Source organism: Pseudoalteromonas sp. NC201 (assembly GCF_002850255.1).
In the GTDB taxonomy this organism is placed as follows: Bacteria; Pseudomonadota; Gammaproteobacteria; order Enterobacterales; family Alteromonadaceae; genus Pseudoalteromonas.
The window spans coordinates 1,081,317-1,102,477 of the sequence record NZ_CP022522.1 but is presented as its reverse complement, the minus strand read 5'-3'; the positions used below and the strand labels follow the sequence as shown (position 1 = coordinate 1,102,477).

General features: G+C 44.6%; 19 protein-coding genes. 13 read left to right on the top strand and 6 right to left on the bottom strand.

Going from position 1 to position 21,161, the window contains the following annotated elements; all coding sequences use genetic code 11:
- The first annotated feature begins 128 nt into the window (after window positions 1-128).
- From PNC201_RS04480 to PNC201_RS04455, 6 genes are all read left to right on the top strand, one after another.
- Window positions 129-2,399, top strand: a complete 2,271-nt coding sequence (locus tag PNC201_RS04480) for a TonB-dependent receptor (protein WP_102056300.1) — start codon at window positions 129-131, stop codon at window positions 2,397-2,399.
- A 2-nt stretch (window positions 2,400-2,401) separates the two neighbouring features.
- Window positions 2,402-3,352: an alpha/beta hydrolase gene (locus PNC201_RS04475; RefSeq protein WP_102056299.1), complete on the top strand. Its 951-nt coding sequence runs from the start codon at window positions 2,402-2,404 to the stop codon at window positions 3,350-3,352.
- 9 nt (window positions 3,353-3,361) lie between these two features.
- Window positions 3,362-4,603 (top strand): esterase/lipase family protein, encoded by a 1,242-nt coding sequence (locus tag PNC201_RS04470; RefSeq protein WP_102056298.1) that lies wholly within the window; start codon window positions 3,362-3,364, stop codon window positions 4,601-4,603.
- Window positions 4,604-4,724: 121 nt separating this feature from the next.
- The gene (locus tag PNC201_RS04465; RefSeq protein ID WP_102056297.1) at window positions 4,725-5,777 is read left to right on the top strand and encodes a helix-turn-helix domain-containing protein; all 1,053 of its coding nucleotides are present in this window, start codon (window positions 4,725-4,727) and stop codon (window positions 5,775-5,777) included.
- Between the two features lie 48 nt (window positions 5,778-5,825).
- Window positions 5,826-7,451 (top strand): Na/Pi cotransporter family protein, encoded by a 1,626-nt coding sequence (locus tag PNC201_RS04460; protein WP_102056296.1) that lies wholly within the window; start codon window positions 5,826-5,828, stop codon window positions 7,449-7,451.
- A gap of 141 nt (window positions 7,452-7,592) precedes the next feature.
- The gene (locus tag PNC201_RS04455; protein WP_233525244.1) at window positions 7,593-9,632 is read left to right on the top strand and encodes a prolyl oligopeptidase family serine peptidase; all 2,040 of its coding nucleotides are present in this window, start codon (window positions 7,593-7,595) and stop codon (window positions 9,630-9,632) included.
- A 67-nt stretch (window positions 9,633-9,699) separates the two neighbouring features.
- Here the strand turns inward: PNC201_RS04455 and PNC201_RS04450 are convergent, their stop codons facing one another.
- Window positions 9,700-10,365, bottom strand: coding sequence for a hypothetical protein (locus PNC201_RS04450; RefSeq protein ID WP_199539684.1), 666 nt, complete (start codon window positions 10,363-10,365; stop codon window positions 9,700-9,702).
- Window positions 10,366-10,565: 200 nt separating this feature from the next.
- Here PNC201_RS04450 and PNC201_RS04445 point away from each other — a divergent pair, with 200 nt between their 5' ends.
- Entirely contained in the window at window positions 10,566-11,750 is a 1,185-nt protein-coding gene (locus PNC201_RS04445; protein ID WP_102056294.1) for an acyltransferase family protein, read from the top strand.
- Window positions 11,751-11,818: 68 nt separating this feature from the next.
- Here the strand turns inward: PNC201_RS04445 and PNC201_RS04440 are convergent, their stop codons facing one another.
- Genes PNC201_RS04440 through PNC201_RS04430 form a run of 3 tightly spaced genes read right to left on the bottom strand, consistent with a single transcriptional unit; the run spans window position 11,819 to window position 14,229 of the window.
- Window positions 11,819-12,427 (bottom strand): glutathione S-transferase family protein, encoded by a 609-nt coding sequence (locus PNC201_RS04440; protein WP_102056293.1) that lies wholly within the window; start codon window positions 12,425-12,427, stop codon window positions 11,819-11,821.
- 23 nt (window positions 12,428-12,450) lie between these two features.
- On the bottom strand, window positions 12,451-13,512 hold the full coding sequence (locus tag PNC201_RS04435; RefSeq protein ID WP_102056292.1) for an NADP-dependent oxidoreductase: 1,062 nt from the start codon (window positions 13,510-13,512) through the stop codon (window positions 12,451-12,453).
- A gap of 24 nt (window positions 13,513-13,536) precedes the next feature.
- The gene (locus PNC201_RS04430) at window positions 13,537-14,229 is read right to left on the bottom strand and encodes a type 1 glutamine amidotransferase domain-containing protein (protein WP_102056291.1); all 693 of its coding nucleotides are present in this window, start codon (window positions 14,227-14,229) and stop codon (window positions 13,537-13,539) included.
- 158 nt (window positions 14,230-14,387) lie between these two features.
- Between PNC201_RS04430 and PNC201_RS04425 the strand changes: the two genes are divergently transcribed.
- Both PNC201_RS04425 and PNC201_RS04420 read left to right on the top strand, forming a co-directional pair.
- Entirely contained in the window at window positions 14,388-15,293 is a 906-nt protein-coding gene (locus tag PNC201_RS04425) for a LysR family transcriptional regulator (protein WP_102056290.1), read from the top strand.
- 105 nt (window positions 15,294-15,398) lie between these two features.
- A complete protein-coding gene (locus PNC201_RS04420; protein ID WP_102056289.1) occupies window positions 15,399-15,830 on the top strand; it encodes a hypothetical protein in 432 nt (143 codons plus the stop codon).
- A gap of 14 nt (window positions 15,831-15,844) precedes the next feature.
- Here PNC201_RS04420 and PNC201_RS04415 read toward each other — a convergent pair whose 3' ends face one another.
- Window positions 15,845-17,368 carry a LytR/AlgR family response regulator transcription factor gene (locus PNC201_RS04415; protein WP_102056288.1) on the bottom strand — a complete coding sequence of 508 codons (1,524 nt, stop codon included), beginning with the start codon at window positions 17,366-17,368 and terminating at the stop codon, window positions 15,845-15,847.
- Between the two features lie 146 nt (window positions 17,369-17,514).
- Between PNC201_RS04415 and PNC201_RS04410 the strand changes: the two genes are divergently transcribed.
- Both PNC201_RS04410 and PNC201_RS04405 read left to right on the top strand, forming a co-directional pair.
- Window positions 17,515-18,987, top strand: a complete 1,473-nt coding sequence (locus PNC201_RS04410; protein WP_102056287.1) for an alpha/beta hydrolase — start codon at window positions 17,515-17,517, stop codon at window positions 18,985-18,987.
- Between the two features lie 128 nt (window positions 18,988-19,115).
- Complete coding sequence (locus tag PNC201_RS04405; protein WP_102056286.1) at window positions 19,116-19,424, top strand: hypothetical protein; 309 nt, start codon at window positions 19,116-19,118, stop codon at window positions 19,422-19,424.
- 62 nt (window positions 19,425-19,486) lie between these two features.
- Here the strand turns inward: PNC201_RS04405 and PNC201_RS23230 are convergent, their stop codons facing one another.
- Window positions 19,487-19,648 (bottom strand): hypothetical protein, encoded by a 162-nt coding sequence (locus tag PNC201_RS23230; RefSeq protein WP_158299106.1) that lies wholly within the window; start codon window positions 19,646-19,648, stop codon window positions 19,487-19,489.
- A gap of 63 nt (window positions 19,649-19,711) precedes the next feature.
- On the opposite strand from PNC201_RS23230, the gene PNC201_RS04400 reads away from it, so the two are divergent.
- Both PNC201_RS04400 and PNC201_RS04395 read left to right on the top strand, forming a co-directional pair.
- Window positions 19,712-20,485, top strand: a complete 774-nt coding sequence (locus tag PNC201_RS04400; protein WP_102056285.1) for a hypothetical protein — start codon at window positions 19,712-19,714, stop codon at window positions 20,483-20,485.
- A 237-nt stretch (window positions 20,486-20,722) separates the two neighbouring features.
- Window positions 20,723-21,037, top strand: a complete 315-nt coding sequence (locus tag PNC201_RS04395; RefSeq protein ID WP_010370561.1) for a DUF6172 family protein — start codon at window positions 20,723-20,725, stop codon at window positions 21,035-21,037.
- Window positions 21,038-21,161 lie beyond the last annotated feature (124 nt).

The window sequence follows — 21,161 nt, the reverse complement described above, 5'->3', positions numbered from 1 at the left end:
TGAATAAGGTATCCATGTTCGTAATGAGCTAATTTGCTCATCAAGTTGACTGTTTTTGTCCTAGCTATTGAATTTTCTTCATTCCTATACTGGAGAACATAATAATAACGACGAAAAGGTTACTCAGCATGATTGCAGCAACTCAATCGCACAGAGTCAGTTCAACCAAAGGTATACCACGGCATACACTATCACTTCTGATAGCGGCAGTATTATCAGGCCATAGCTATGCCGAAGCGGAGTCCACGCTTAGCAATGAGCAAAGCAAAAAAATTGAGCGGATCAGCGTTACCGCAACGCGGCAAACCGAAAATCTACAAGATGTCGCGCTTGCGGTGACCGCCCTCTCCGCCTCAGAGCTTGAGAAGATGAACGTACAAGACCTCGGTGGCTTGGCATCTCACGTTCCAAACCTTAACCTGCACTCAGGTGATGCTTCCAACGCCGTCATTTATATTCGCGGAATTGGCCAAATTGACTCTATCTCGTTTAACGATCCCGGCGTTGGTGTGTATCTCGACGACGTATATCTTGGGCGCGTTCAAGGTGCCTTTTTAGATGTGGTCGACCCTGAGCAAATCGAGGTATTACGTGGTCCACAAGGCACCCTTTACGGTCGCAATACCATAGGTGGCGCGGTGCGTTTCAGTAGTGCCAAACCTTCGCAAGACAACGAAGGATATGTCAGCGTGGCGCTTGGAAATTATAATGCTCAAACGATAAAAGCTAGCGTCAACGGCGCATTGATTGAAGACACGCTCTCTGGGCGTTTTGCAATTGCCAAAAGTAGTCGAGATGGTTTTAGTGAGAATCGCTATAACAATAGTGACGACCACGACAAAGATACCCTAGCATGGCGCGGCAGTTTACTTTATCAACCAAGTGAGAATTTTTCGGCCTATTTAGTCGTCGACGGCTCGAACGCATCCCCCTCAAGCTCACGCACCCCACATAGAGAAACGCCTATCTATTCGGTGGTAAAAGAAGGCTACTATGCGCCCGAGGAAGACCCTTTTCTCGTTGACGTTAACTACAACGATTTAGAAGAACTGGATACCTCGGGAGCGAGCTTAACGCTTGAATATCTCACGGGCCACTCGATATTTAAATCCATCACTGCTCGACGCGAAATGGAATACCGCACGCACTTAGACTTAGATGCCACCCCCGATGCATCATTTGGTATTTTTAATTTCGAAGATCAACAGCAGATAAGCCAAGAATTTCAATGGTTATACAAAGACGACCAGTTCTCCTTGGTATCTGGGCTCTATTACTTTAATGAGGACGATCTGAATTTTGGCGGCTCCGTTGCTCCGGACTTTTTCGTTATGGTGGCACCAGATGTTTACCTGCCTTGGCCTGTGATTAACGCAGGAGAACGCGATCAAGAAAATACCAGCTCAGCCCTCTACGCTAACCTCTCTTGGTCTTTGACTGAAAAGCTCGACGTCACGCTTGGCGCACGCTACACCATAGAGAAAAAAGAAGTCACGTCCAAAGGCGAGGAGTTTTTTGGCACCGGTGTAACAACGGCTGAGGAAATGGAAGCGGTATTCGGCACAGGCATTGGCTATAGCCCTACAGGCTACAGCGCATCCAAGGAGTGGAAAGAGTTTACCCCAAAAGTGGTGTTCGATTACACCATATCTGACGACAGCATGGTTTACCTGAGCGCCGGAAAAGGGTTTAAAAGTGGCGGTTTTAACGGCCGGATCACCTCATTTGCACAACCTTTTGAACCAGAAACCTTGTGGAGCTATGAAATTGGCTCTAAGTCCTTATTGAATAAGCAGAATATTCGCTTAAATACCGCGGCTTTTTTCAATGACTATAAGAACTTTCAGCTCAGCCGCTTTTCTATCGACCCCGACACCGGCGCGTTTTTATCACTGTTTGAAAATGCAGGTAAAGCCACCATTTATGGCGCAGAAATGGAGCTCGAAGCCGTGGCTTCCGATAACCTCACTGTGAACCTCAACTTGGGCTATTTAGGGGGCGGTTATGATGAGCTCATCGGCGACTTTGGGAAAGAAGTCAGCGATGAAAGAGAGCTGGTTAATTCACCCAAATGGAATGGCCGTGCAGGCTTTGAATACTTCTTTAGCGCTTTTACGCAAGGCGAATTTTCGCTACGTGGTAGTGCCGCCTATCGCAGTAAAACCTATCTCACCGTGAGCAGCTCTGAGGTACTCGCACAGTCAGGCTACACCTTCTTTGATATGTCACTACACTACCGCTCCGCGGACGATACTTGGGAAGCCAGTTTATACGGTAAAAACTTAGGCGATAAACGCTATCGTCAACACGGCTTCGATCTTAGCGCAGCACCTGGGGTTCAACTTGGTTATTACGGCGCGCCTAGAACGTACGGTATCAACCTTAAATATAAGTTTTAATTATGAAATTAGACAAACAAACACAAGCACTGTTAGACGACCTCGCGGCTCAAGCTGGCGACATTCATGACATAGAAATCTCCATTGAGACCTCTCGACAAGGCGCAAGAGCGATGTTTTTAGGACTCGCGGGAGAGATTGAAGCACAAGTAAGTAGCCAAGACCTACACATTGAACACAATGGTATTCACGTGAGCGTTCGCTGTTACCGCCCAGCGCAGTCTTTGGCAAGCCCCAGTCCCGCGGTGGTGTTTGTCCACGGCGGCGGCTGGTCTTTAGGAGATGTCGACTGCTATGACGGTCTGGTAAAAGACTTATGCCAGCAATCCGGTGTCGTTTTTTTCAGTGTCGAATACAGCCTCGCGCCCGAGCATAAGTTTCCATGCGCCCTGCAGCAAGTAATAGCCGTAGTAGATTGGCTGCAAGAAAACCACCAGCAGTTGGAGCTAGACCCCACTAAGATTTCACTGATGGGCGACAGTGCCGGTGGTAACTTAGCGCTTGTTGCAGCGCATAACTTACATCAACAACAGCCAAACACCCTAAGTAACTTATACCTCGTTTATCCGGTAGTTGACTCTTTTTCTCCCCATGAAACCTACCCGTCACGCTTGCAGTATGGCGATGGAAACTTGTTGCTAACCAGAGAGGCAATTAAAGACACCTGCAACTGGTATCTCGCACCCGAGCAAAGCGCGGCGGACGTCAATGTCTCGCCATTATTTATTGAAGACATGACACATCTTCCTGCCACCAGTGTGCTGCTTGCCGGCTGCGATCCACTTTACGATGAGGGAATACTGCTCGCCAAAAAACTAAAGCAAGCGGGTGTGCTTAATACCCTAACTTGCTTTGAAAATACCATACATGCGTTTTTCTCCTTCGCCGTGCTCGACGTCTGCAAGCTCGCGCGCAGTAATATCGCCAATCAGTTAAAACATGACTTGACCTAGGGTAAAAATATGAAAAATACAAACACGACTTTGCGCACTCACACTTATGGATTGCTCGTTTTTATCTCACTCGCAGCAAGTGGTGTAGCGCACGCTTCAGCGACACTTGAAGCCACCTATACCACGGGTATTAACAATGGCTGGCAAAAGGTTGAAAGATGGCGAGATAGCTCAGGGCATATCGGCAATGAAAGTTTTCCTGTTGACGGCCGTGGCGATCAATCAGGTCAGCGTGCTACTTTCTTTGCATCTAGCCAACCAAGCTCTGCGCAGTTTCTGCTTTATCATGCACCGGGTTGGGATAGTAACAGCCGCCAAACACCGGTGTTGCTGATCCACGGTGCCAATCAAGATGCCGATTTGGCTTGGGCAAATCCAAACGAGGCCGGTAGTTACGGTTGTGGTCGACAAAACTGCCCTTCGCAAGGCTTAATGCAAGCGCTTGCCAATGATGATTACAAGGTTTTTGCCTTAAATTTGGCGCATAAAAATGGTGATGGCTTTATCTGGGCGGAGCAGATAGCCAATGCCATCGCTCAGGTTAAAAATAAGACGGGGGCAACGCAAGTCGATTTAGTCACTTGGTCAAAAAGCGCGTTTAATGCCCGCATGTATATTTCTTCTTTGACCAATGCTTGGAGCACTAAATTTAACAGTGATGTACGCAAACTGGTGATGCTCGGCGCCCCCAACAATGGCATTGATTGGTCATTTCGTCACGGCGTTAATCATACCTATGGTGCTTATTCGCAATGTGGCGGCAGCATAAATGGGCCTACTGCGCATGATCAAATATTATGTTTTGGCCTGTGGTATTCGAGTTCCGAGTGGGTTTACGACTCGCCTTACTTTCCCGGCTCCGCGCAGATGTTAAAAGCACTAGATGATAAATATGCACTGCCCACCACAGAGCAAGATTGGTACACCACTTACTACGGTGGCTTAGGGTTTGTGAGCAAAGGCCGAGGTATCGCAGCGTTTACGGTCAACTCACTGGTAGACCAAGTTCGTAGCGCTGGCACCGACAGCAGCGTTCAAGTTTATAATCTTTGTGGCGATCAGGCCGATATGGCATTTATTCACAATGAACATACCGGCCCTTCCGATGGCGTTGTATTTATCAGTAGCTGCATCGACAGCACAGGAATAAGTAACTTGGCGGGCTCGGCGGTTGTGGCCACCAACCACCTAGAGCTTGGCTGGGAACCCAGTGCAATCAACCAAATCAAAAATTGGTTAAGTGCACCCTAGCAGCTCCCTCGGCGGATGGTGACAAAATACTGCACTAAAGTTGCAACGCAAAACTATTGCTATCTTGAGTTGATGTTGATTAACTGAATTGTTGAGAGTGACAGGATGAGCTTACGTATTTATGTCAAACACCGCCATTGCACCTTGCTACGTGCAATTGATGCAGCACACACTCACCGCAGCAAAACTGGAATTTGCTGCGGTCGCGCAGTATTTGGCTATCAATAAAGCTATTGACGCCCTAGATGCCATTGAGTTTATGCGCGTGATGGAACACTGTGCTGTCGAGCTCAATGACGAAAGCCTAAACCTCAACCGCAAAAAGCTTCTGCCTGGCACTAACGAATTTGTATTCAATAGTCTGCGCCATTGCCGCACCATTACTCAGCTCTTACAGGAGCTTGCCCGTGGCTATAACTTTATCCACGCGGGGACCTACAATTTCTGCGAGGTGTCACACTCTCAAGTGAGTTACATAATTGATGATGCAGCCTTTGACTACGCCACAGCCGCTGACGCACAATTTTCTCGCTGTATGTTAGATAGCATGCTGATATTGATCCATGGCCTCGTAAAATATGTGTGCGCCGAAACCACCCGAGTTCAACTGACACAAGTGCAGACCAAAAGTGACTCAAGCTCGCTGCTAAACTCGGTTATCACCCACATTCCCATTAAACCCTTAAGTAATCGCTATTTACTCACCTATCAATACCAAGAAACGAATCAATCATTGGATTTGGCGAAGCTAGAGCACCTAACGCTCAATACCATTTATCATTCGCTCGCAAACACACTCCATCACCAGCAGTCGATCAACGACCATGCTAACTTGCTCGACAAAGTCTATAGTGAGCTTAACGCGGGAACACTGTGCCAAGAACAAATGGCTGACAAGCTCAATATCAGTCCGGCAACATTAAGACGAAGGCTCGCTGAGTATCAAACCAGTTTTAGGCAACTCAAAAATAACGTACAGAACAAGCAGGCCAAACTGCGACTGACTCAAGGCAGCAGTTTGTATGACGTGGCGCATACGCTACAGTTTTCAGATGAGCGTAGCTTTATACGTGCGTTTAAGTCGTGGAACGGCGTAACGCCTATGCAATTTCTGCAGAGTTTGAGTTCTACGGTAAAAGTTGACGTTAAACAAAGTAAAGCACAACAAAAGTGATATTGTGCAACAAGCAAACAGAGTAAAAATGTAATACGTGGAAGGGATATGGAAACACTTCAACTTGCAGGAACGCTACTCGGCGGTTTGGGGATATTTTTAGTTGCGATAAGCATGATGACAGACGGCCTGAAACTAGCGGCCGGATCGTCACTGCGCCGAGTGCTTGGAGTGTGGACCAAAACCCCTCAGCGCGGTATTGCATCTGGCTTTTGCATGACAGCCTTAGTGCAGTCATCCAGTGCGGTTACCGTGGCCTCTTTGGGCTTTGTAAATGCCGGTCTTATTACCATGCATCAGGCGCTTGGTATTGTCTATGGCGCCAATGTTGGCACCACCATCACTGGCTGGTTGGTAGCCGCAGTTGGATTTAAATTTAATATCCAAGCTATCGCACTTCCCTTGATAGGCATTGGTGCCTTGATGAAGTTGCTACTTCCTCGCTCGCGACTGGCATCGGCAGGCATGGCCTTGGTTGGTTTTGGGCTATTTTTTATCGGTATTGATATTCTCAAAGGCGCATTTGAGCATATTGTTGCGGCTTTTGATTTAAGCCAATTTACCGCAGAGGGAATAAACGGCATGTTGACCTTTTTGCTGGTAGGTATGGTGATGACAACCCTTACTCAATCCTCCAGTGCTTCCATCGCCTTGACCATTACCGCCGCTGCTAGTGGCATGATTGGGTTATATGCCGCAGGCGCGATGGTCATCGGTGCAAACGTCGGTACCACGTCAACATCTATGCTGGCATCCATTGGCGCAACAGCTAATGCCAAACGCGTCGCGGCGGCTCAGGTAATGTTTAATGTGTTCACCGCGATGGTCGCTTTTGCGGTGTTACCTGTGTTGTTTTATCTCATCAACTATTTTACCGCGCTTTTCGGCGTCACTGCCGATCCCGCGTTGTCATTGGCACTTTTTCATACTTTGTTTAATATTTTGGGCGTGCTACTCATCTTTCCACTCAATGACAGGCTCGCGGGCTTTTTAATGAAACGCTTTTGCAGTGCCGAGGAGACGGCTTCGAGGCCACGCTTTTTAGATAATACCATCGCCCAAACGCCAGAGCTTGCAATCAATGCGTTATTGCTTGAGTCCAAACTCGTTGCAGATAAGGTGTTGGCCCAATTTGATAAATGCCTACTCCCGACCGATAAGCTCGCGGTTGAACAGGCACTTCATGCAGTTCAATCTCTATGTCAGCAAATTAGCCTTTTTATTGTGTCGGTAGAGCAATCAGCATTATCATCACAGACCACCTCACTACTCGCTAAACTCATGCGTATTGAGCAGTATTTGTTTACTTGTAGCCACTGTGTAGAACAATTAACGGAACACGCTCCATATAAGCAACTCGCAGAGCATCATGACTTGCATGCGCAATTGAATGAATACCAAGCCCAGCTTAGCCACTTCATGAAAACCAGTTTACATGGGCAAAGCATAACACCTGCAGAGCTGTTGCAGGCGCAAGAGACATTGCAACGTTTACATGACGATGTGAAAGACGACTTAATTCTAGCAGGTACTCACGCATCACTGGCGATAGATAAGATGGTAAGCAATATCAATACACTGGCGGAGATGTGGCAACTTTCACAGCAGTGGCATAAAGCGATGTTGCTGATCCACGCCATTGAAGCACAACTCTCTCCATCGCAAGCAGATTAAGTGTGAATCGATGTAAGCAGATCACGTTTTTTAATCAGCACACATTCCTATTTTGACGACTTGATGATAAAACGTAATAAATAACTATAAAATAGGGACTAAGTTTTGAGAAAAAAAATTACTAATATTGCGACACTATGTATGCTCACCACCTTTGCTGGTAAATCGATAGCATTAGAAAAAGATCCATACCTATGGCTTGAAGAGATTGAAGGCAAACAAGCGCTAGAGTGGGTAACGGCACAAAACGATAGCTCACTAAAACAACTCAAAAGCCACAGCCAATATAATCATATCTTTCAAAATACATTAGATATTATCAATGATCGGTCTCGTATTCCGTACGCAACTGAACGTGCAGGTTATTACTATAATTTCTGGAGAGATGCGGAGCATGTAAGAGGCATATACCGCAGAACAACTCTTGAAGAGTATAAAAAAGCGGATCCTAAGTGGGAAACCATTCTCGACTTAGATGCGCTAGCAAAAGCTGAAGACGAAAACTGGGTTTATGGCGGAATGAACTGTCACTATCCAAAGTATGAACGCTGTTTGGTGTACTTATCCCGCGGTGGTGCTGATGCAAAAGTCGTGAGAGAGTTCGACATTCCAAGCAAATCTTTTGTAAAAAATGGGTTTTATTTACCTGAAGCAAAAACCTCAGTATCTTGGTTCAACGAGAATTCAATATTTGTTGCAACAGATTTTGGAGAAGGCTCATTAACTGACTCAGGTTATGCTGGAACGGTTAAAGTGTGGCAACGCGGTACGCTGCTGGACGACGCTAAAACGGTCTATCAGGCAAATAAAAGTTCTATCAGTGCCGGAGGCTTTACGGTATACGATCAAGGCAACACAAATCACTTTCTATACGATTCTACAAGCTTTTATACTCGCGACGTCTATAAACTCGAAGGTGATAAGCAGATAAAAATTCCAGTGCCTAGCGATGCAAGCCTCCTCGGATTAAACAATGGCATGCTCTTTATCCAGCTAAAATCTGCTTGGAAGCACTTTTCACAAGCAGAAGTAATATATGCCAACATTAACGATTTGGGTTCTAAAAATATCCAGTTTACAAGCTTAATCAAGCCAACAACAAATCGTTCAATAGAAAATTTGAGTTTTACCAAATCAGCCATACTAGTTACCGTGTTAGATGATGTAAAGAATAAGGTTTTCCGCTATATGCCTAAAGCTAATGGGCAGTGGAAAATAGACCCAGTGAACTTTCCTGATACCGGTTCATTATCCGTTTTTGATACTGATCCCAATAGAGACGACTTTTTTGTCACCTACACGGACTTTTTATCACCGACCAGTCTTTACTTAGTCGATGGTAAATCACTTGGAACAACCAGACTCAAAGGTAATAAATCACATTTCGACGCAGATAAGTTTGTTACCCAGCAAAAATTTGCGACATCAAAAGACGGTACAAAAGTGCCTTACTTTATTGTTCATAAGAAAGATATCAAGTTAGATGGTAGCAATCCTACTTTATTATATGCCTATGGTGGCTTTGAAGTTTCTATGCAGCCGTACTACTCGGCATCAACTGGTAAAAACTGGTTAGAACAAGGCGGTGTTTATGTGCTTGCGAATATTCGTGGCGGCGGTGAGTATGGACCAAGCTGGCACCAAGCAGCACTAAAAGAAAATCGCCACAAGGCGTATGAAGACTTTGAAGCCGTAGCAGAGCAGCTGATAGCAGATAAAGTAACCAAACCTCAACATTTAGGTATTAAAGGTGGTAGTAACGGCGGATTGCTAGTGGGCGCCGCTTTCACTCGCAGGCCTGAACTTTACAACGCCGTTATTTGCCAAGTGCCATTACTCGATATGAAGCGTTTTAATAAACTACTCGCTGGCGCAAGTTGGATGGGCGAATATGGTAATCCAGATGTTCCTGAAGAGTGGGAATACATTAAAACGTACTCGCCTTACCATAACCTAAGTAAAGACAAACAATATCCGAAAGTATTTTTCACAACCTCAACCCGAGATGACCGTGTTCACCCAGGCCATGCACGTAAAATGGTTGCTAAAATGAAAGATATGGGATTTGAAGTTCTGTATTTTGAGAATACCGAAGGTGGCCATGCAGGCGCTGCAAACAATGAACAGCGAGCGATGGTAAATAGCCTTGAGTTTGTTTACCTCATGGACAGACTCAAATAGCTTTAAATTTTACTATCTAGTACGTTAAAAGCGCTCAACTTCATATTGAGCGCTTTTCTCATTTCACCTACTCGGCAAAACTAAGCTCCTGAGATTCAAGCGAAAATTGCTCGCCGGTATCCAGTGAAATTTCAATATAAAATACATGGTTCTGTTTGTAAGTAGGTTCACTGTTCAGTGCAAACTGGATAAATTCGCTCGCATTTTTATCTTCCATATCTAAAAACTCGGATATTGAAAAGTAGTCATTTTCACCATTATCCAGCCTACGATAATCAACCTGATTAGAGTAATCGGAACCGATATACACGATGTCGAACACCTCATTTAAGCTTGAACCTGCAGGTAACTCGTCACTAAACGCAGCGCTAGAGGTAATATTTATATCCGTGATTTTTTCATTGGTATACGGGGGAACAGGTGAGCAGGCATAAGCGGTGCTAATTAAAGAAAACTTAAAACTCGGTGCACTTAACTGCGCTACAGACTGCGTGTCAGCTTTAAGCTGAAATACGAGCGTTTGATACGAAATAGGTTCAACGCCATCATATTCAGTGTTCACCCACTCATCTACCTGATCAGCGCTAAACTCACCGAGGTTAAAGCCGGTTATATCAAACCTTGAGTTACCAACACCACCACATTGACCATCATCAGGACCACTACTGTCGCTATTACACCCCACTAACCCTACTGCTAATGCTGCGCTTGCAAATATCAATTTTGCTTTCATTCTGGCTCCGTTTCCAGCAAGATAAAGTCTCTATTTTGAGTCCAAGACAGGATAAAAATAAAGTCGGTCAGCCACTTTATTTGTTATTAAATGTTCTCGTAACAACGATTCAGCCTGAAGAGTCGCTTTTCTTCAATATTTTAGTAGGCAGAAAATATAGTATAACCACCTGATAAAGCATCCAATGTAGGGATAACAGAATGCACAATAACGCGCGGTTTCATTATATTGATAATATGCGAGGCTTGGCACTATTGCTTGGTGTTGTTTTTCATGCGGCCTTAGCATACGGCCCTTATTTTCATAACCTTTGGATCAGTGTCGATCCAGACAAAAATGTCTTTTTTAACTACCTCGCCATGTGGACGCACCTATTCAGGATGCCACTATTTTTTATCATCGCCGGCTTTTGTGCCGCCCTGCTTATTCAAAAACGTGGTGGTAAAGCTTATATTCAAAACAGGTTAAAACGACTACTCATTCCCTTTATTATTTTCCTACCGCTCACCTTACTGGTGTTATTACATGCGATGCATTGGGGCAGCAGCGTTGCCAGCACCCCACCACCGTTATTTGGTGTTATGCAGCAGATAAAAGAGCCACAGGTGACAAGCATGCATTTATGGTTCTTATGGTATTTAAGCCAGTTCTGTGTGTTATTTTGGCTGTTACACAAGTTTCCAAAGTTTTATCAACACACTCTCGCTATCGTTGTTAAACCAGTCTTTTTATGCGTTATATTGCCGGTTATCATCACGGCATCTATGTCCAATTTGATGGTGCCATTTCCAGCTCCTGATAAACTGCAACCTCATTGGTGGGCTTACGGGTTTTATGGCTCTTTATTTTTGTTGGGAGCAGGACTATTTCATCATCATGAAGTGGTAACTCGCTACTCAAAACAATTCAATTGGTTATTAATTACTGCCTGCACTTCATTGGTTGCATACTTTTACTTTTTGCCGCCATCACCGTCGCTTGAAAAAGTCATCATCGCGGTCAAAACAGGCGACGCAACGCCTGAAAAAATCAATTTGATCAGCGTTGTAGTTCAAACCATCGCCATTCTCAGTTGGACTGCTGTCGCTTATTTAGCTGGGTTCAAATGGTTAAATCAATTTAACAAACAAAGTCGCTATATTTCAGACGCATCCTATTGGATTTATCTCATCCATATTCCCGTACTTATGTATATTCAACTTCCTCTTACGAACCTTGAAGTACCTGTCTTCGTCAAGTTTATTATTGCTCTATCTCTGACGGTGACGATAGGCATTATTAGCTACCATTATTTGGTTAGAAATACGGTGATTGGTATCTTATTAAACGGCCGAAAAGCCAAGCAAAAAAATGAAAAAGCAGGCATGTTGACGGCGCGATCTTAGGTAGAGGAAGTCGGCGTGCGAAAGTTACTTTCGCAAAAGCCAGAGCAAACCTCTGGCTTTTAAACAGCCTAACCGTAGCTGCGTGCAGCTTGATATGCGGCGCGAGCTTGCACTTTTTCAAGATAAGCCTTGATATTGCCATGCGCTGTGAGCAAACCGACTTTGTCTGCGATTTCTAGCATCACCGTCATCATAATATCGGCGGCGGTAAAGTCGTTGCCTGCGAAATAGCTTTGCTTGGCGAGTGTGGTATCTATATAAGAAAAGTCGACATTGACTTCTTTAGCAATGTAACCATCCATTGGTTTATCGCCTGTACGCTGCTCCATCTTCATCATCAAAGATGCGATCACCGGCAGTGCCAATGATCCCTCAGCAAAGTGCAACCATTCTTGATATTGATAGTACTCAGGAGTCCCCGCACTTGGTCGCAAACTACTGTCTTCTGCCTTATCTAGCAGATATTCCATGATGGCTCCAGACTCACATAAGACTAGGCTGTCATCGACCAACACGGGGGCTTTTCCAAGCGGATGCACCTGTTTTAGGCTTTCGGGTGCAAGACGCGTTTCAGAGTTTCGCTCGTGCTCCACAAGGTCATAAGGCATGTCGAGTTCATGTAAAAGCCAAAGTACTCTTGTCGAGCGTGATTCGTTTAAGTGGTGAACAGTTAACATCTAATTTTTCCTGATAAATCTAATTATACGAGTTCGTCTGGACCTAAGCGCACGACAAGTTTGCCGAAGTTTTTACCTTCCAATAAGCCAATAAATGCCTCGACTGTATTATCCATCCCCTCGACTAAGTGCTCTTTGTACTTAATCTTGCCCGCGTTTAACCATGGCAGCATCGCTTCGCTGAACTCGTTGTATCTATGCCCATAGTCGTCGAATACAATAAAGCCTTGCATTTTCACTCGCTTAATCAGCAGTGTCGCCATCAGCATCGACATACGATCAGGTCCCGATGGCAACTCAGTGGCATTATATTGAGAGATCAACCCACAAAGTGGAACCCGGGCACTTGAGTTAAGCAATGGCATAACTGCATCGAACACCTTGCCACCCACATTTTCAAAATAGACGTCAATTCCCGATGAGCATGCCTGCGCTAACTGCTCAGCGAGATCATCCTTGCGGTGATCAAGACAGGCATCAAAGCCAAGTGTCTCGGTAGCGTAACTGCATTTTTCGGCGCCACCAGCTATGCCTATTACTCTACAGCCTTGCAGTTTTGCTATTTGTCCAACAAGGCTACCTACAGCACCGGTTGCTGCGGCAACGACTACCGTTTCTCCAGCTTTTGGCTGACCGATATCCATCAGTCCCATGTAAGCGGTAAGGCCTGGCATCCCTAACACGCCCAAGCTATATGATGGGTTAGGTAGATTGTTGTCTAACTTAAGTAAGCCAGTGCCATCCGAGACGCTATAGTCTTGCCAGCCACTCATCGCGAGTACCCAGTCACCTTTGGTAAATTTAGGGTTATTTGACGCTTCAACTCGGCATACTGTGCCACCTACCATCGCTTCACCAATAGCAACCGGCTCAGCATAAGATTTTGCATCGCTCATACGGCCACGCATGTATGGATCTAACGACAAAAAGACGGTACGAAGGAGCACCTCGCCCTCTTTTGGCGTTGGGATCTGTACTTCTTCATAATTGAAATTTTCTTGCGTTGGTGCACCATGTGGGCGTGACGCCAAGGTAATGCGACGATTCGTTTGTGCGTTTTGAGCTTGGTTTATTGCGTTACTCATGATTTATTCCTTTTAATAAGCAGGTTACAGCTGGTTTAGGTACGTCAGCATTTTCTCAGCGACAAGTTCAGAGCTCGCTGGATTCTGCCCTGTAAAAATTAAGCCATCTCTAACAGCAAACACATTCCAATCATCGACTTTCTGGAAATCAGCACCTCGTTTAACCAGCTCATCTTCTAATAAAAATGGCACAACATCAGTCAGCCCAACGGCCGCCTCTTCACTATTCGTAAAACCAGACACCACTTTGCCTTTTACCAGATACTCACCCGACGTGGTTTTTACATCCATCAGCACAGCGGTTGCATGGCATACCGTACCAACTGGTTTATCTGCTGCTAAAAAGGCGCTTATCAATTGGATTGAATTGGTATCTGTTGCTAAATCCCATAATGGTCCGTGACCACCAGGATAGAACACAGCGTCAAAATCTGCCGCGCTCACCTCAGCTAGTGGTAGCGTATTTGCCACCAGTTCCTGCGTTTTTTGATCATCAAAATAGCGTTTAGTACTGTCGGTTTGGAAATCAGGCTGTTCACTTTTTGGGTCAATTGGCGGCTGACCACCTTTTGGTGAAGCAAGCGTTACTTCTACCCCTGCATCTACAAAGGCATAGTAAGGTGCGGCAAACTCTTCAATCCAAAACCCTGTTTTCTCACCTGTGTTGCCAAGTTCTGCATGTGACGTTAGCACCATTAAAATTTTCTTTGTTGTCATCAAAGTTACCTCTCATTCTTTCTTAAAACTTCAGGCTATTTAACCTGCGGATAAATATAAAAGTATGAACTTAAGACAAGTTAAACAATGCAGACAAAAGCTAACTCTTTGTTCAAACAATTGATACAATCAATTCATCTCAGCCTGTGGAGTAATGCGTGGATATTTCGTTTGAGCAACTTAAAAGCATGGTCGTTTTTGCCCAAGTTATTGAGCAAGGCACCTTAAGCGGCGCCGCTAAGCATTTAAACTTGTCTCGTGCAGTGGTGAGTTATCATGTCAAAAAACTGGAGTCACAGTTAGGCATAAAATTGCTCAATCGCTCGACCCGCACCATTTCACTTACAGAGGCAGGCCGCGAATATTATCAGCGTTGCCGTGTGATTGCAGAGCAAGCCTTTGCTGCAAACCAGCAAATTGAGAATTTAAAGAAAGAGCCAATCGGTCTAATAAAGCTTACCTGCCCTGTGAATGTTGGCCTGCAAACCATAGTGCCTGCACTCAATGAATTTAGAGCTATGTATCCAAAAATTCAGCTCGATATCATGCTTACAGATGAAGTCGTCAATATCATCAAAGAAGGGATTGATCTGGCCATTCGAGGCGCCCCACTTCCCGATTCAGGTTTGCAAGCCAGTAAACTTTCAGTGCTAAAAACCTGCCTGTGCGCATCGCCCGACTATTTGCAAAAGTACGGCGTCCCCAAACACCCTACCGATCTCTACCAGCATCAATGGGTGATTTACAAGCTGACATCGGGGACACTCACATTGAGTAAAGGGGCTCGGGCTTATAGCATCACGATGAAAGGCGATATAAGCACCAACAATGCCGCCGCACGCACTGCTTTTGTTGAGGGAGGTCATGGTCTTGGACGAATTCCAACTTACGATGCATTACCAAAAATACAGGCCGGTACCTTGGTTCCCGTATTAGAAGATTACACGCTGCCAGACATACATGTTTATGGCGTTTTCCCAGAAGGCAATGCTAACTCTAAAAAAGTGCGACTACTGCTCGATTTTCTAAAAGGGTATTTTCAGCGCCAATTGGTTGAAGCGTAAGCCTCAACCAATTGCATATCTAACCTAGTAGCTTTCAGCTGCTGGGTGAGATACTAATGTTGAGTGACCATCAAAGGATTAATGAGGATATGCAAGGAGGCTTTCATGAAATATTTGGCACTTATAGCAACGCTAGGCATAAGTAATTTAGCGGCTGCACAAGACGAAGTAGCAGCAAAGTGGCAACTGGGACAATACGCTGTATCCATTGGTGAAAAATGTGCTATTACCGTTTCAACCCCTGCTTCGAAGGAGATAATAACAAACGGTTTCAATAACGATAAAGCCTGCAAAGTCGCCTATCTAGCCCAAACCAACATTCCCAACGCTTACGTGATAGGTGGTGCACATATTCTTATCGTCGAACAGCAAACTATCCAATCAAAGAGCTGCAGGCGTGTATCAAAGGCACTTTATTTACCAACCGATGGTCAAGCCGCATTGAGCACCGCTCAAATAGAAAGCGGCAACTGCGACGGCCATATAGAGCCAAACGGAGCGATGTATTTAATTTCAGCTCTGCAAAACCCAATTTAAAAGACCTGCAGCGTTTAAGGTTTAGTAGACGCTTTAAGCGTCGCTCTAACCGACGAGACAAGCCGACGACTGACGGGAACACTTGCTCCATTGGTTAATTTCAAGTTGCTTTGATTATTATCACTTTCTAATGACACCACTTCGTTTAGATTAGTTAAATAAGAACGATGTGTTTTTGTAAAAATAGAGGGCAAAGTAAGTTCGAGTTGTTTTAGCGAACCTGTAAACAGCTTCTGCGTGGTGTCCTTCATGTGCAGCTCAACGTAGTCCCCTGTGGCTTTACAAAACGCAATATCCGTGAGCACAACATAGTCAGTTTTACCTGCAATACTGACTTCCAGCTTAGAAGGAGACTGAAGTTGTTTGTTCTGCGCGAGTTTAAACTCAAGCTTGGCAATATGAGCTTGCTCACTACTCAGCTGTACTTGCTGAGCACGAAACTCTTTAGCTTGACGAATGAAAAGGTAAGCTAGCAAGACGGCAATGATCACAAAGTGAATAATTTCATGAAAGCTTGATGTAACAAAGAGCACGGTTGCTGCCACCAATGACTGCACCACAAACCAAGCCGCCAAATTATTGTTTTTGGCGCATCGCCAACAATAGCCTAGTTGAACTAAGCTAACGAGTAATGGCACAAAGACTCCGGCAGTAGTTTTAGCATCAAAGCCTGGGGCAAAAATAACAACAATAAGCGTGACGAATGTACCGATATAAATCCAGTGAAGAGCGTGCTTTTCTGCAACTTTTAAGGAACTATACACAAGCAACAAAGTGCCAAATAAAAACGATAAGCCCGTCACGGTCAACAGTCGAATATCATGCCATACATAGCTATAGTCAATTAATCCTCGCGATATTTCAGCACTGAGCTGCATTGCCGCAAGCAGGCACAGTGCGGCAAATATCCGAACGCTTGTATTGCCATAACGACCAAAGCTCAGACTTATAAAGTACAACGCGCCCAATAAAAAAGCACCAACCAAAATCAGGCCCAAGCCACTAAATGATTGAATATACTGCTTAGGATCGCCAAATTGCCCTAGCCCAATAAAATGAATGGGGTATCCTAATGAAATAAGGCTATGCTGCGCGGACAGACCAAACACCAGTTGATTGCTTTTCTCTATAAGTGAGTCTGGCAAATAAAATACGCTGTCCATTTTGCCTATTTGCTCAGCTTTATCTACGGCAGGAAAACCGCTGCTCCCCACCTTACTACCATTTAAAAAGACTTCGCTTGATGATTTAGCGAATAAATACAACCCTACGGGCCTTGGTATTGAGGCTAATTTCGCTCGCTCAAATTCGATTAACACCCAAACAGCCTGATTTTGCGGATCAACCTCAGATAACTTCGCTCGGTGACATTGCGGCTCAGTAAACTGTGGAATTTCTTTTGGCAAGACTGACCATGGGCAAACCGTTACGGCTTGATCATAAGAAAATGGCAACAAAGGTTGGCTGGCATAAGCCTTACCTAGAGCGCCCGAGCAACACACAGCCATCACTAAATAAAGTACAAGATTAATATTCACACTCTGCCGCTTTTCCTTTAACCGTTCGTCGGCCTTTTACTACCGCTGAGCCTACAAGCCAATAAATATCTGCCTCTCATAGAAGTTCGCTACCCCATAAAGTTGCCATGGTATTGAATAAAAACAAACTATTAAGGAGTAATACTATGCGATCAACACACACATTAATAGCCGCGTTAAGCTTATTCACTTGCTTAAGCGTAAGTGCTGAGAAAGGCAGCGATAAGCAAGTGCTGTACAGCAATGAGCAACCAATCGAGTTTCAAGCCAACAGCGGAGAAACAACGGATGCCATAGCTGGGCACCTCTGGATGCCTGAAAACAGGAATAACCCCAAAGGCAAAAAAATTAGAATTAACTATGTGCGCTTTCCTGCAACCGGTAACAATAAAGGTTCCCCTATCGTGTATTTATCTGGTGGCCCAGGCGGTTCAGGGATCGCGACTGCCAAGTGGCGAAGATTTCCGTTATTTCAAGCACTAAGAGAGTTTGGTGATGTTATTGCGCTAGACCAAAGAGGTACGGGCCAGTCAGAGCAAGCTACTCCTTGCGTGTCTAGTGAACACATTGCGCTTAATTCCGTTACCACTGAAGCGCAAATTGCAGACCGTTACCGCAAAGCTGCATTAGAATGCTTTACTCAATGGAAGTCTCAAGACATTGATATATATGGTTATAATACCGAGCAAAACGCGCTAGATATAAACGACTTACGAAAACACCTAAAAGCTGACAAAGTATCACTTTGGGGGATCTCTTACGGCAGCCATCTGGCACTCAGTGCCATAAAAGCGATGCCAGCGCATCTTGACAAAGTAATTATCGCCAGTGCTGAAGGGCTCAATCAGACCGTTAAACTACCTCACCAAACCGATCAATACTTTGAAAGAGTTCAAGGAATTATCAATCAGCAAGCACTTAAACAACAAGTTTCGGATCTACCCGCTTTGATGCGCCGAGTGCACAGTAAACTTGAGCAACAGCCTATTGCACTTCAAATTACACAAAAAGACGGCTCAAAAACACCCATGTTATTTCAAAAGCATCATATTCAGTCGTTAGCTAGCATGATGATTGCCGATCCTAACCAATATCTTGCCATGCTAATTCATGTTTATTTAGGTTTAGATAACGGCAATACCGAGCTGTTAAAGCATGTTTTGCAGCGTGGAATGTTTACCGATGAGCCCATTACATTCAAATTGATGCCACTGGCGATGGATGTAGCTTCAGGGATCACCGCTAAACGCCTTGCAAAAATGACAAACCAATCGCCAACAGCCTTGCTTGGCGACAAGCTTAACTTTCCAATGCCAACACTTCACTTGATAGATAAAAAACTAGATTTAGGTGATGATTTTAGAACCGCTCCCCTATCCAACATCCCAACTTTATTGTTTACAGGTAGTCTAGACGGTAGAACGTATCCGGAAGAACAACTTGAAGCTGTGAGAGGACTTACAAATTTGACCCAGATTATGGTGAACAATGCGGGCCACAACCTTTATACAAGCTCACCCTTGGTGCTCGCCAGAATGCAAACATTCTTAAGCGGACAACCCGTCAGTGCAGAAGCAATCCAACTACCGCTACCAAAACTTGCGCTGTCAGCACCGTAATTCGAAAAAAACGACTCTAAGTGAATTGAAAAAGCAATTCACTTAGAGTGGGCTATCATCAACAAAGTTGTTGATAGCCCACAAGCTTGAGTATAATTAGGCTTTTGGCCTCTTACATCCATAGCATTATGAAAAAGCTCTCAAAAGTACAAGAAAAACAACAAGCCTTGGTACTGACCATTGCAGACAAACTCGAGGAACAAGCTCGAGCAGAAATTCCCGGCATGGTGCAATGTTGGTTTGATGTGGAATATCACTTGTTCCCCGGCTCATTAATACTCTTTTTCCAATTTGAGAATGAACAAGCATTAGAAGCCGCAAAGCCAGATCTCCTTAAATGGCAAAAGCGTTTAAGCGCTGCCATGCTGAAAAAAGGGGTGATTTTAAAAGATATGCGTAAACATTTAACCTTTACTTTGCTTGGTCCCGAGGATTAAAACGGGCGATAAAATCTAGCCGGACAACTGAACGCTATTCGGCTAGTCGATATTAACAGCTCTCATTCGCCATAGTGTTGACGCCACAATTGATTGCTAAAACGATGATTGGGAATGAGTTCTTGCTTTAAAGCAAAAAATGCTTTTGCATTTGGATTGGATTTTTTCAGCTTATTGACTGCAATCCTCCAGCTCCAAAGGTTCTTATCGATTGCAAATTCCATATTGCGTTATTTTCAAGTAAGCTGCTAAAGCTCCTTATAAATCTCAAAAAAGAGGAAAGTACGTTGGATAAGAGAATTGAACCTGAGCTTCCCAGTATTACGCCAGATTTAGATCAGGTTGAAGCCTATAAAAACTCCACCACCCAAGCGAGCCGTAAAACCTCAGCACCAAAAGAAAGTACCAAACAAACAAGCCAGCCCGCCAAAGGTATGGGGATGATGAATTGGTTGGGTGCAATCTCGATTATTGCGTTGGCTGCTGCGGCGTTTGCGCTCTACCAACAAAACTTAACAACCCAGGCACAATTACTCGAATCAACAAATCGCATTGCCGAGCTTGAACATACCCTCACCGCCACAGATGAAGAGATGGACTTGTCCGCGGGTGCAATGCAAGCAAAATTGAACACACTAACCGAGCGCACAGACGAGCTTTGGTCACAGATGGATAAACTATGGGCGTCAGCGTGGCGAAGAAACCAATCAGACATCAAAAAGCTCGAAGAGCAAGCAAGTAATAACGCTAAAAACCAGACCAGTACGACTACCAAAGTAGAAACACTATCGCAGAGTCAAACAGAGCTTGCTCTAAAACTATCGCTATTAGAAGAACAACAGCAAGCCGCTAGTGTGCTAAAAAATCAAATTGCAGCCATTAATGGCGATGTTGATCAGTTAAAGTCTCAAGCGCAAAGCAGAGACTCTAAACAGATAGAGATCGGCGCAAGCCTTACCCAAATAGAGATGACACAAACCGCACTGGCAGAAAAATTAGAGCGTTTGGAGCGTAAATTGGCACCAGCCCCCACAACTCAAACGCAACCAAAAGCGAATTAATCCGCCATTATCAATGGTACATTAGCAATATGAGTTGGTAGCGAACTCGCGCAACCAACTCAGCTTTTATTCTCTTCGGCATTCACAAAGTCCCTCGCCAGTTCACAAAATATAACGTAAAATATCCTATTACATTCCTGTATTTATTCGCGCGTAAGCTTTACGCTTAAATCAATACACATTATCTACTCAGGCATACTGTTTTGCCGATTGAGTATTTCTTGCTTGAAGGCAACTATGAAAAAGACATTTGAACTAATTCACCCTAAAATCAAACTTGAAAGACGCGTTGACGCGGTTAAGCATGAGCTTAAAAAATACCTAAAGCGCGAGCGCAACAAAACTTTACCAGCGGGCGCTGATTATTGGGATTTTGATTGTAAGTTTGGTAACACAGAAGCAGAAGCCGAGCCGGTGCACCTATCACAACTAAACAAGTTGATTGATAAAACGCAAACTGAAAACCTCACTTCCTTTTATGTTGAGATTTTAGCAAAGCCAGGCTATAGAAAATCAAACGATTTATCTGACGATGAGTTAGAAGACTACTAAGCCCAACTCCTGTAGGTCGAGCTTTAGCTCGACAACATCACCTGCTCTGCCCCAACAATACCAACTGGCACAAAATCACGCGCATGATACAATCGCTCGTCGAATTTTTGGTGGCGCTACTGCC

What these genes read in the sequence shown, in the direction of transcription:
- PNC201_RS04440 (WP_102056293.1), bottom strand. Translation starts at nt 12,427, where the DNA reads ATGTTAACTGTTCACCACTTAAACGAATCACGCTCGACAAGAGTACTT.
- PNC201_RS04430 (WP_102056291.1), bottom strand. Translation starts at nt 14,229, where the DNA reads ATGACAACAAAGAAAATTTTAATGGTGCTAACGTCACATGCAGAACTT.
- PNC201_RS04445 (WP_102056294.1), top strand. Translation starts at nt 10,566, where the DNA reads ATGCACAATAACGCGCGGTTTCATTATATTGATAATATGCGAGGCTTG.
- PNC201_RS04450 (WP_199539684.1), bottom strand. Translation starts at nt 10,365, where the DNA reads ATGAAAGCAAAATTGATATTTGCAAGCGCAGCATTAGCAGTAGGGTTA.
- PNC201_RS04395 (WP_010370561.1), top strand. Translation starts at nt 20,723, where the DNA reads ATGAAAAAGACATTTGAACTAATTCACCCTAAAATCAAACTTGAAAGA.
- PNC201_RS04410 (WP_102056287.1), top strand. Translation starts at nt 17,515, where the DNA reads ATGCGATCAACACACACATTAATAGCCGCGTTAAGCTTATTCACTTGC.
- PNC201_RS23230 (WP_158299106.1), bottom strand. Translation starts at nt 19,648, where the DNA reads ATGGAATTTGCAATCGATAAGAACCTTTGGAGCTGGAGGATTGCAGTC.
- PNC201_RS04405 (WP_102056286.1), top strand. Translation starts at nt 19,116, where the DNA reads ATGAAAAAGCTCTCAAAAGTACAAGAAAAACAACAAGCCTTGGTACTG.
- PNC201_RS04455 (WP_233525244.1), top strand. Translation starts at nt 7,593, where the DNA reads ATGCTCACCACCTTTGCTGGTAAATCGATAGCATTAGAAAAAGATCCA.
- PNC201_RS04460 (WP_102056296.1), top strand. Translation starts at nt 5,826, where the DNA reads ATGGAAACACTTCAACTTGCAGGAACGCTACTCGGCGGTTTGGGGATA.
- PNC201_RS04480 (WP_102056300.1), top strand. Translation starts at nt 129, where the DNA reads ATGATTGCAGCAACTCAATCGCACAGAGTCAGTTCAACCAAAGGTATA.
- PNC201_RS04475 (WP_102056299.1), top strand. Translation starts at nt 2,402, where the DNA reads ATGAAATTAGACAAACAAACACAAGCACTGTTAGACGACCTCGCGGCT.
- PNC201_RS04465 (WP_102056297.1), top strand. Translation starts at nt 4,725, where the DNA reads ATGTCAAACACCGCCATTGCACCTTGCTACGTGCAATTGATGCAGCAC.
- PNC201_RS04435 (WP_102056292.1), bottom strand. Translation starts at nt 13,512, where the DNA reads ATGAGTAACGCAATAAACCAAGCTCAAAACGCACAAACGAATCGTCGC.
- PNC201_RS04470 (WP_102056298.1), top strand. Translation starts at nt 3,362, where the DNA reads ATGAAAAATACAAACACGACTTTGCGCACTCACACTTATGGATTGCTC.
- PNC201_RS04420 (WP_102056289.1), top strand. Translation starts at nt 15,399, where the DNA reads ATGAAATATTTGGCACTTATAGCAACGCTAGGCATAAGTAATTTAGCG.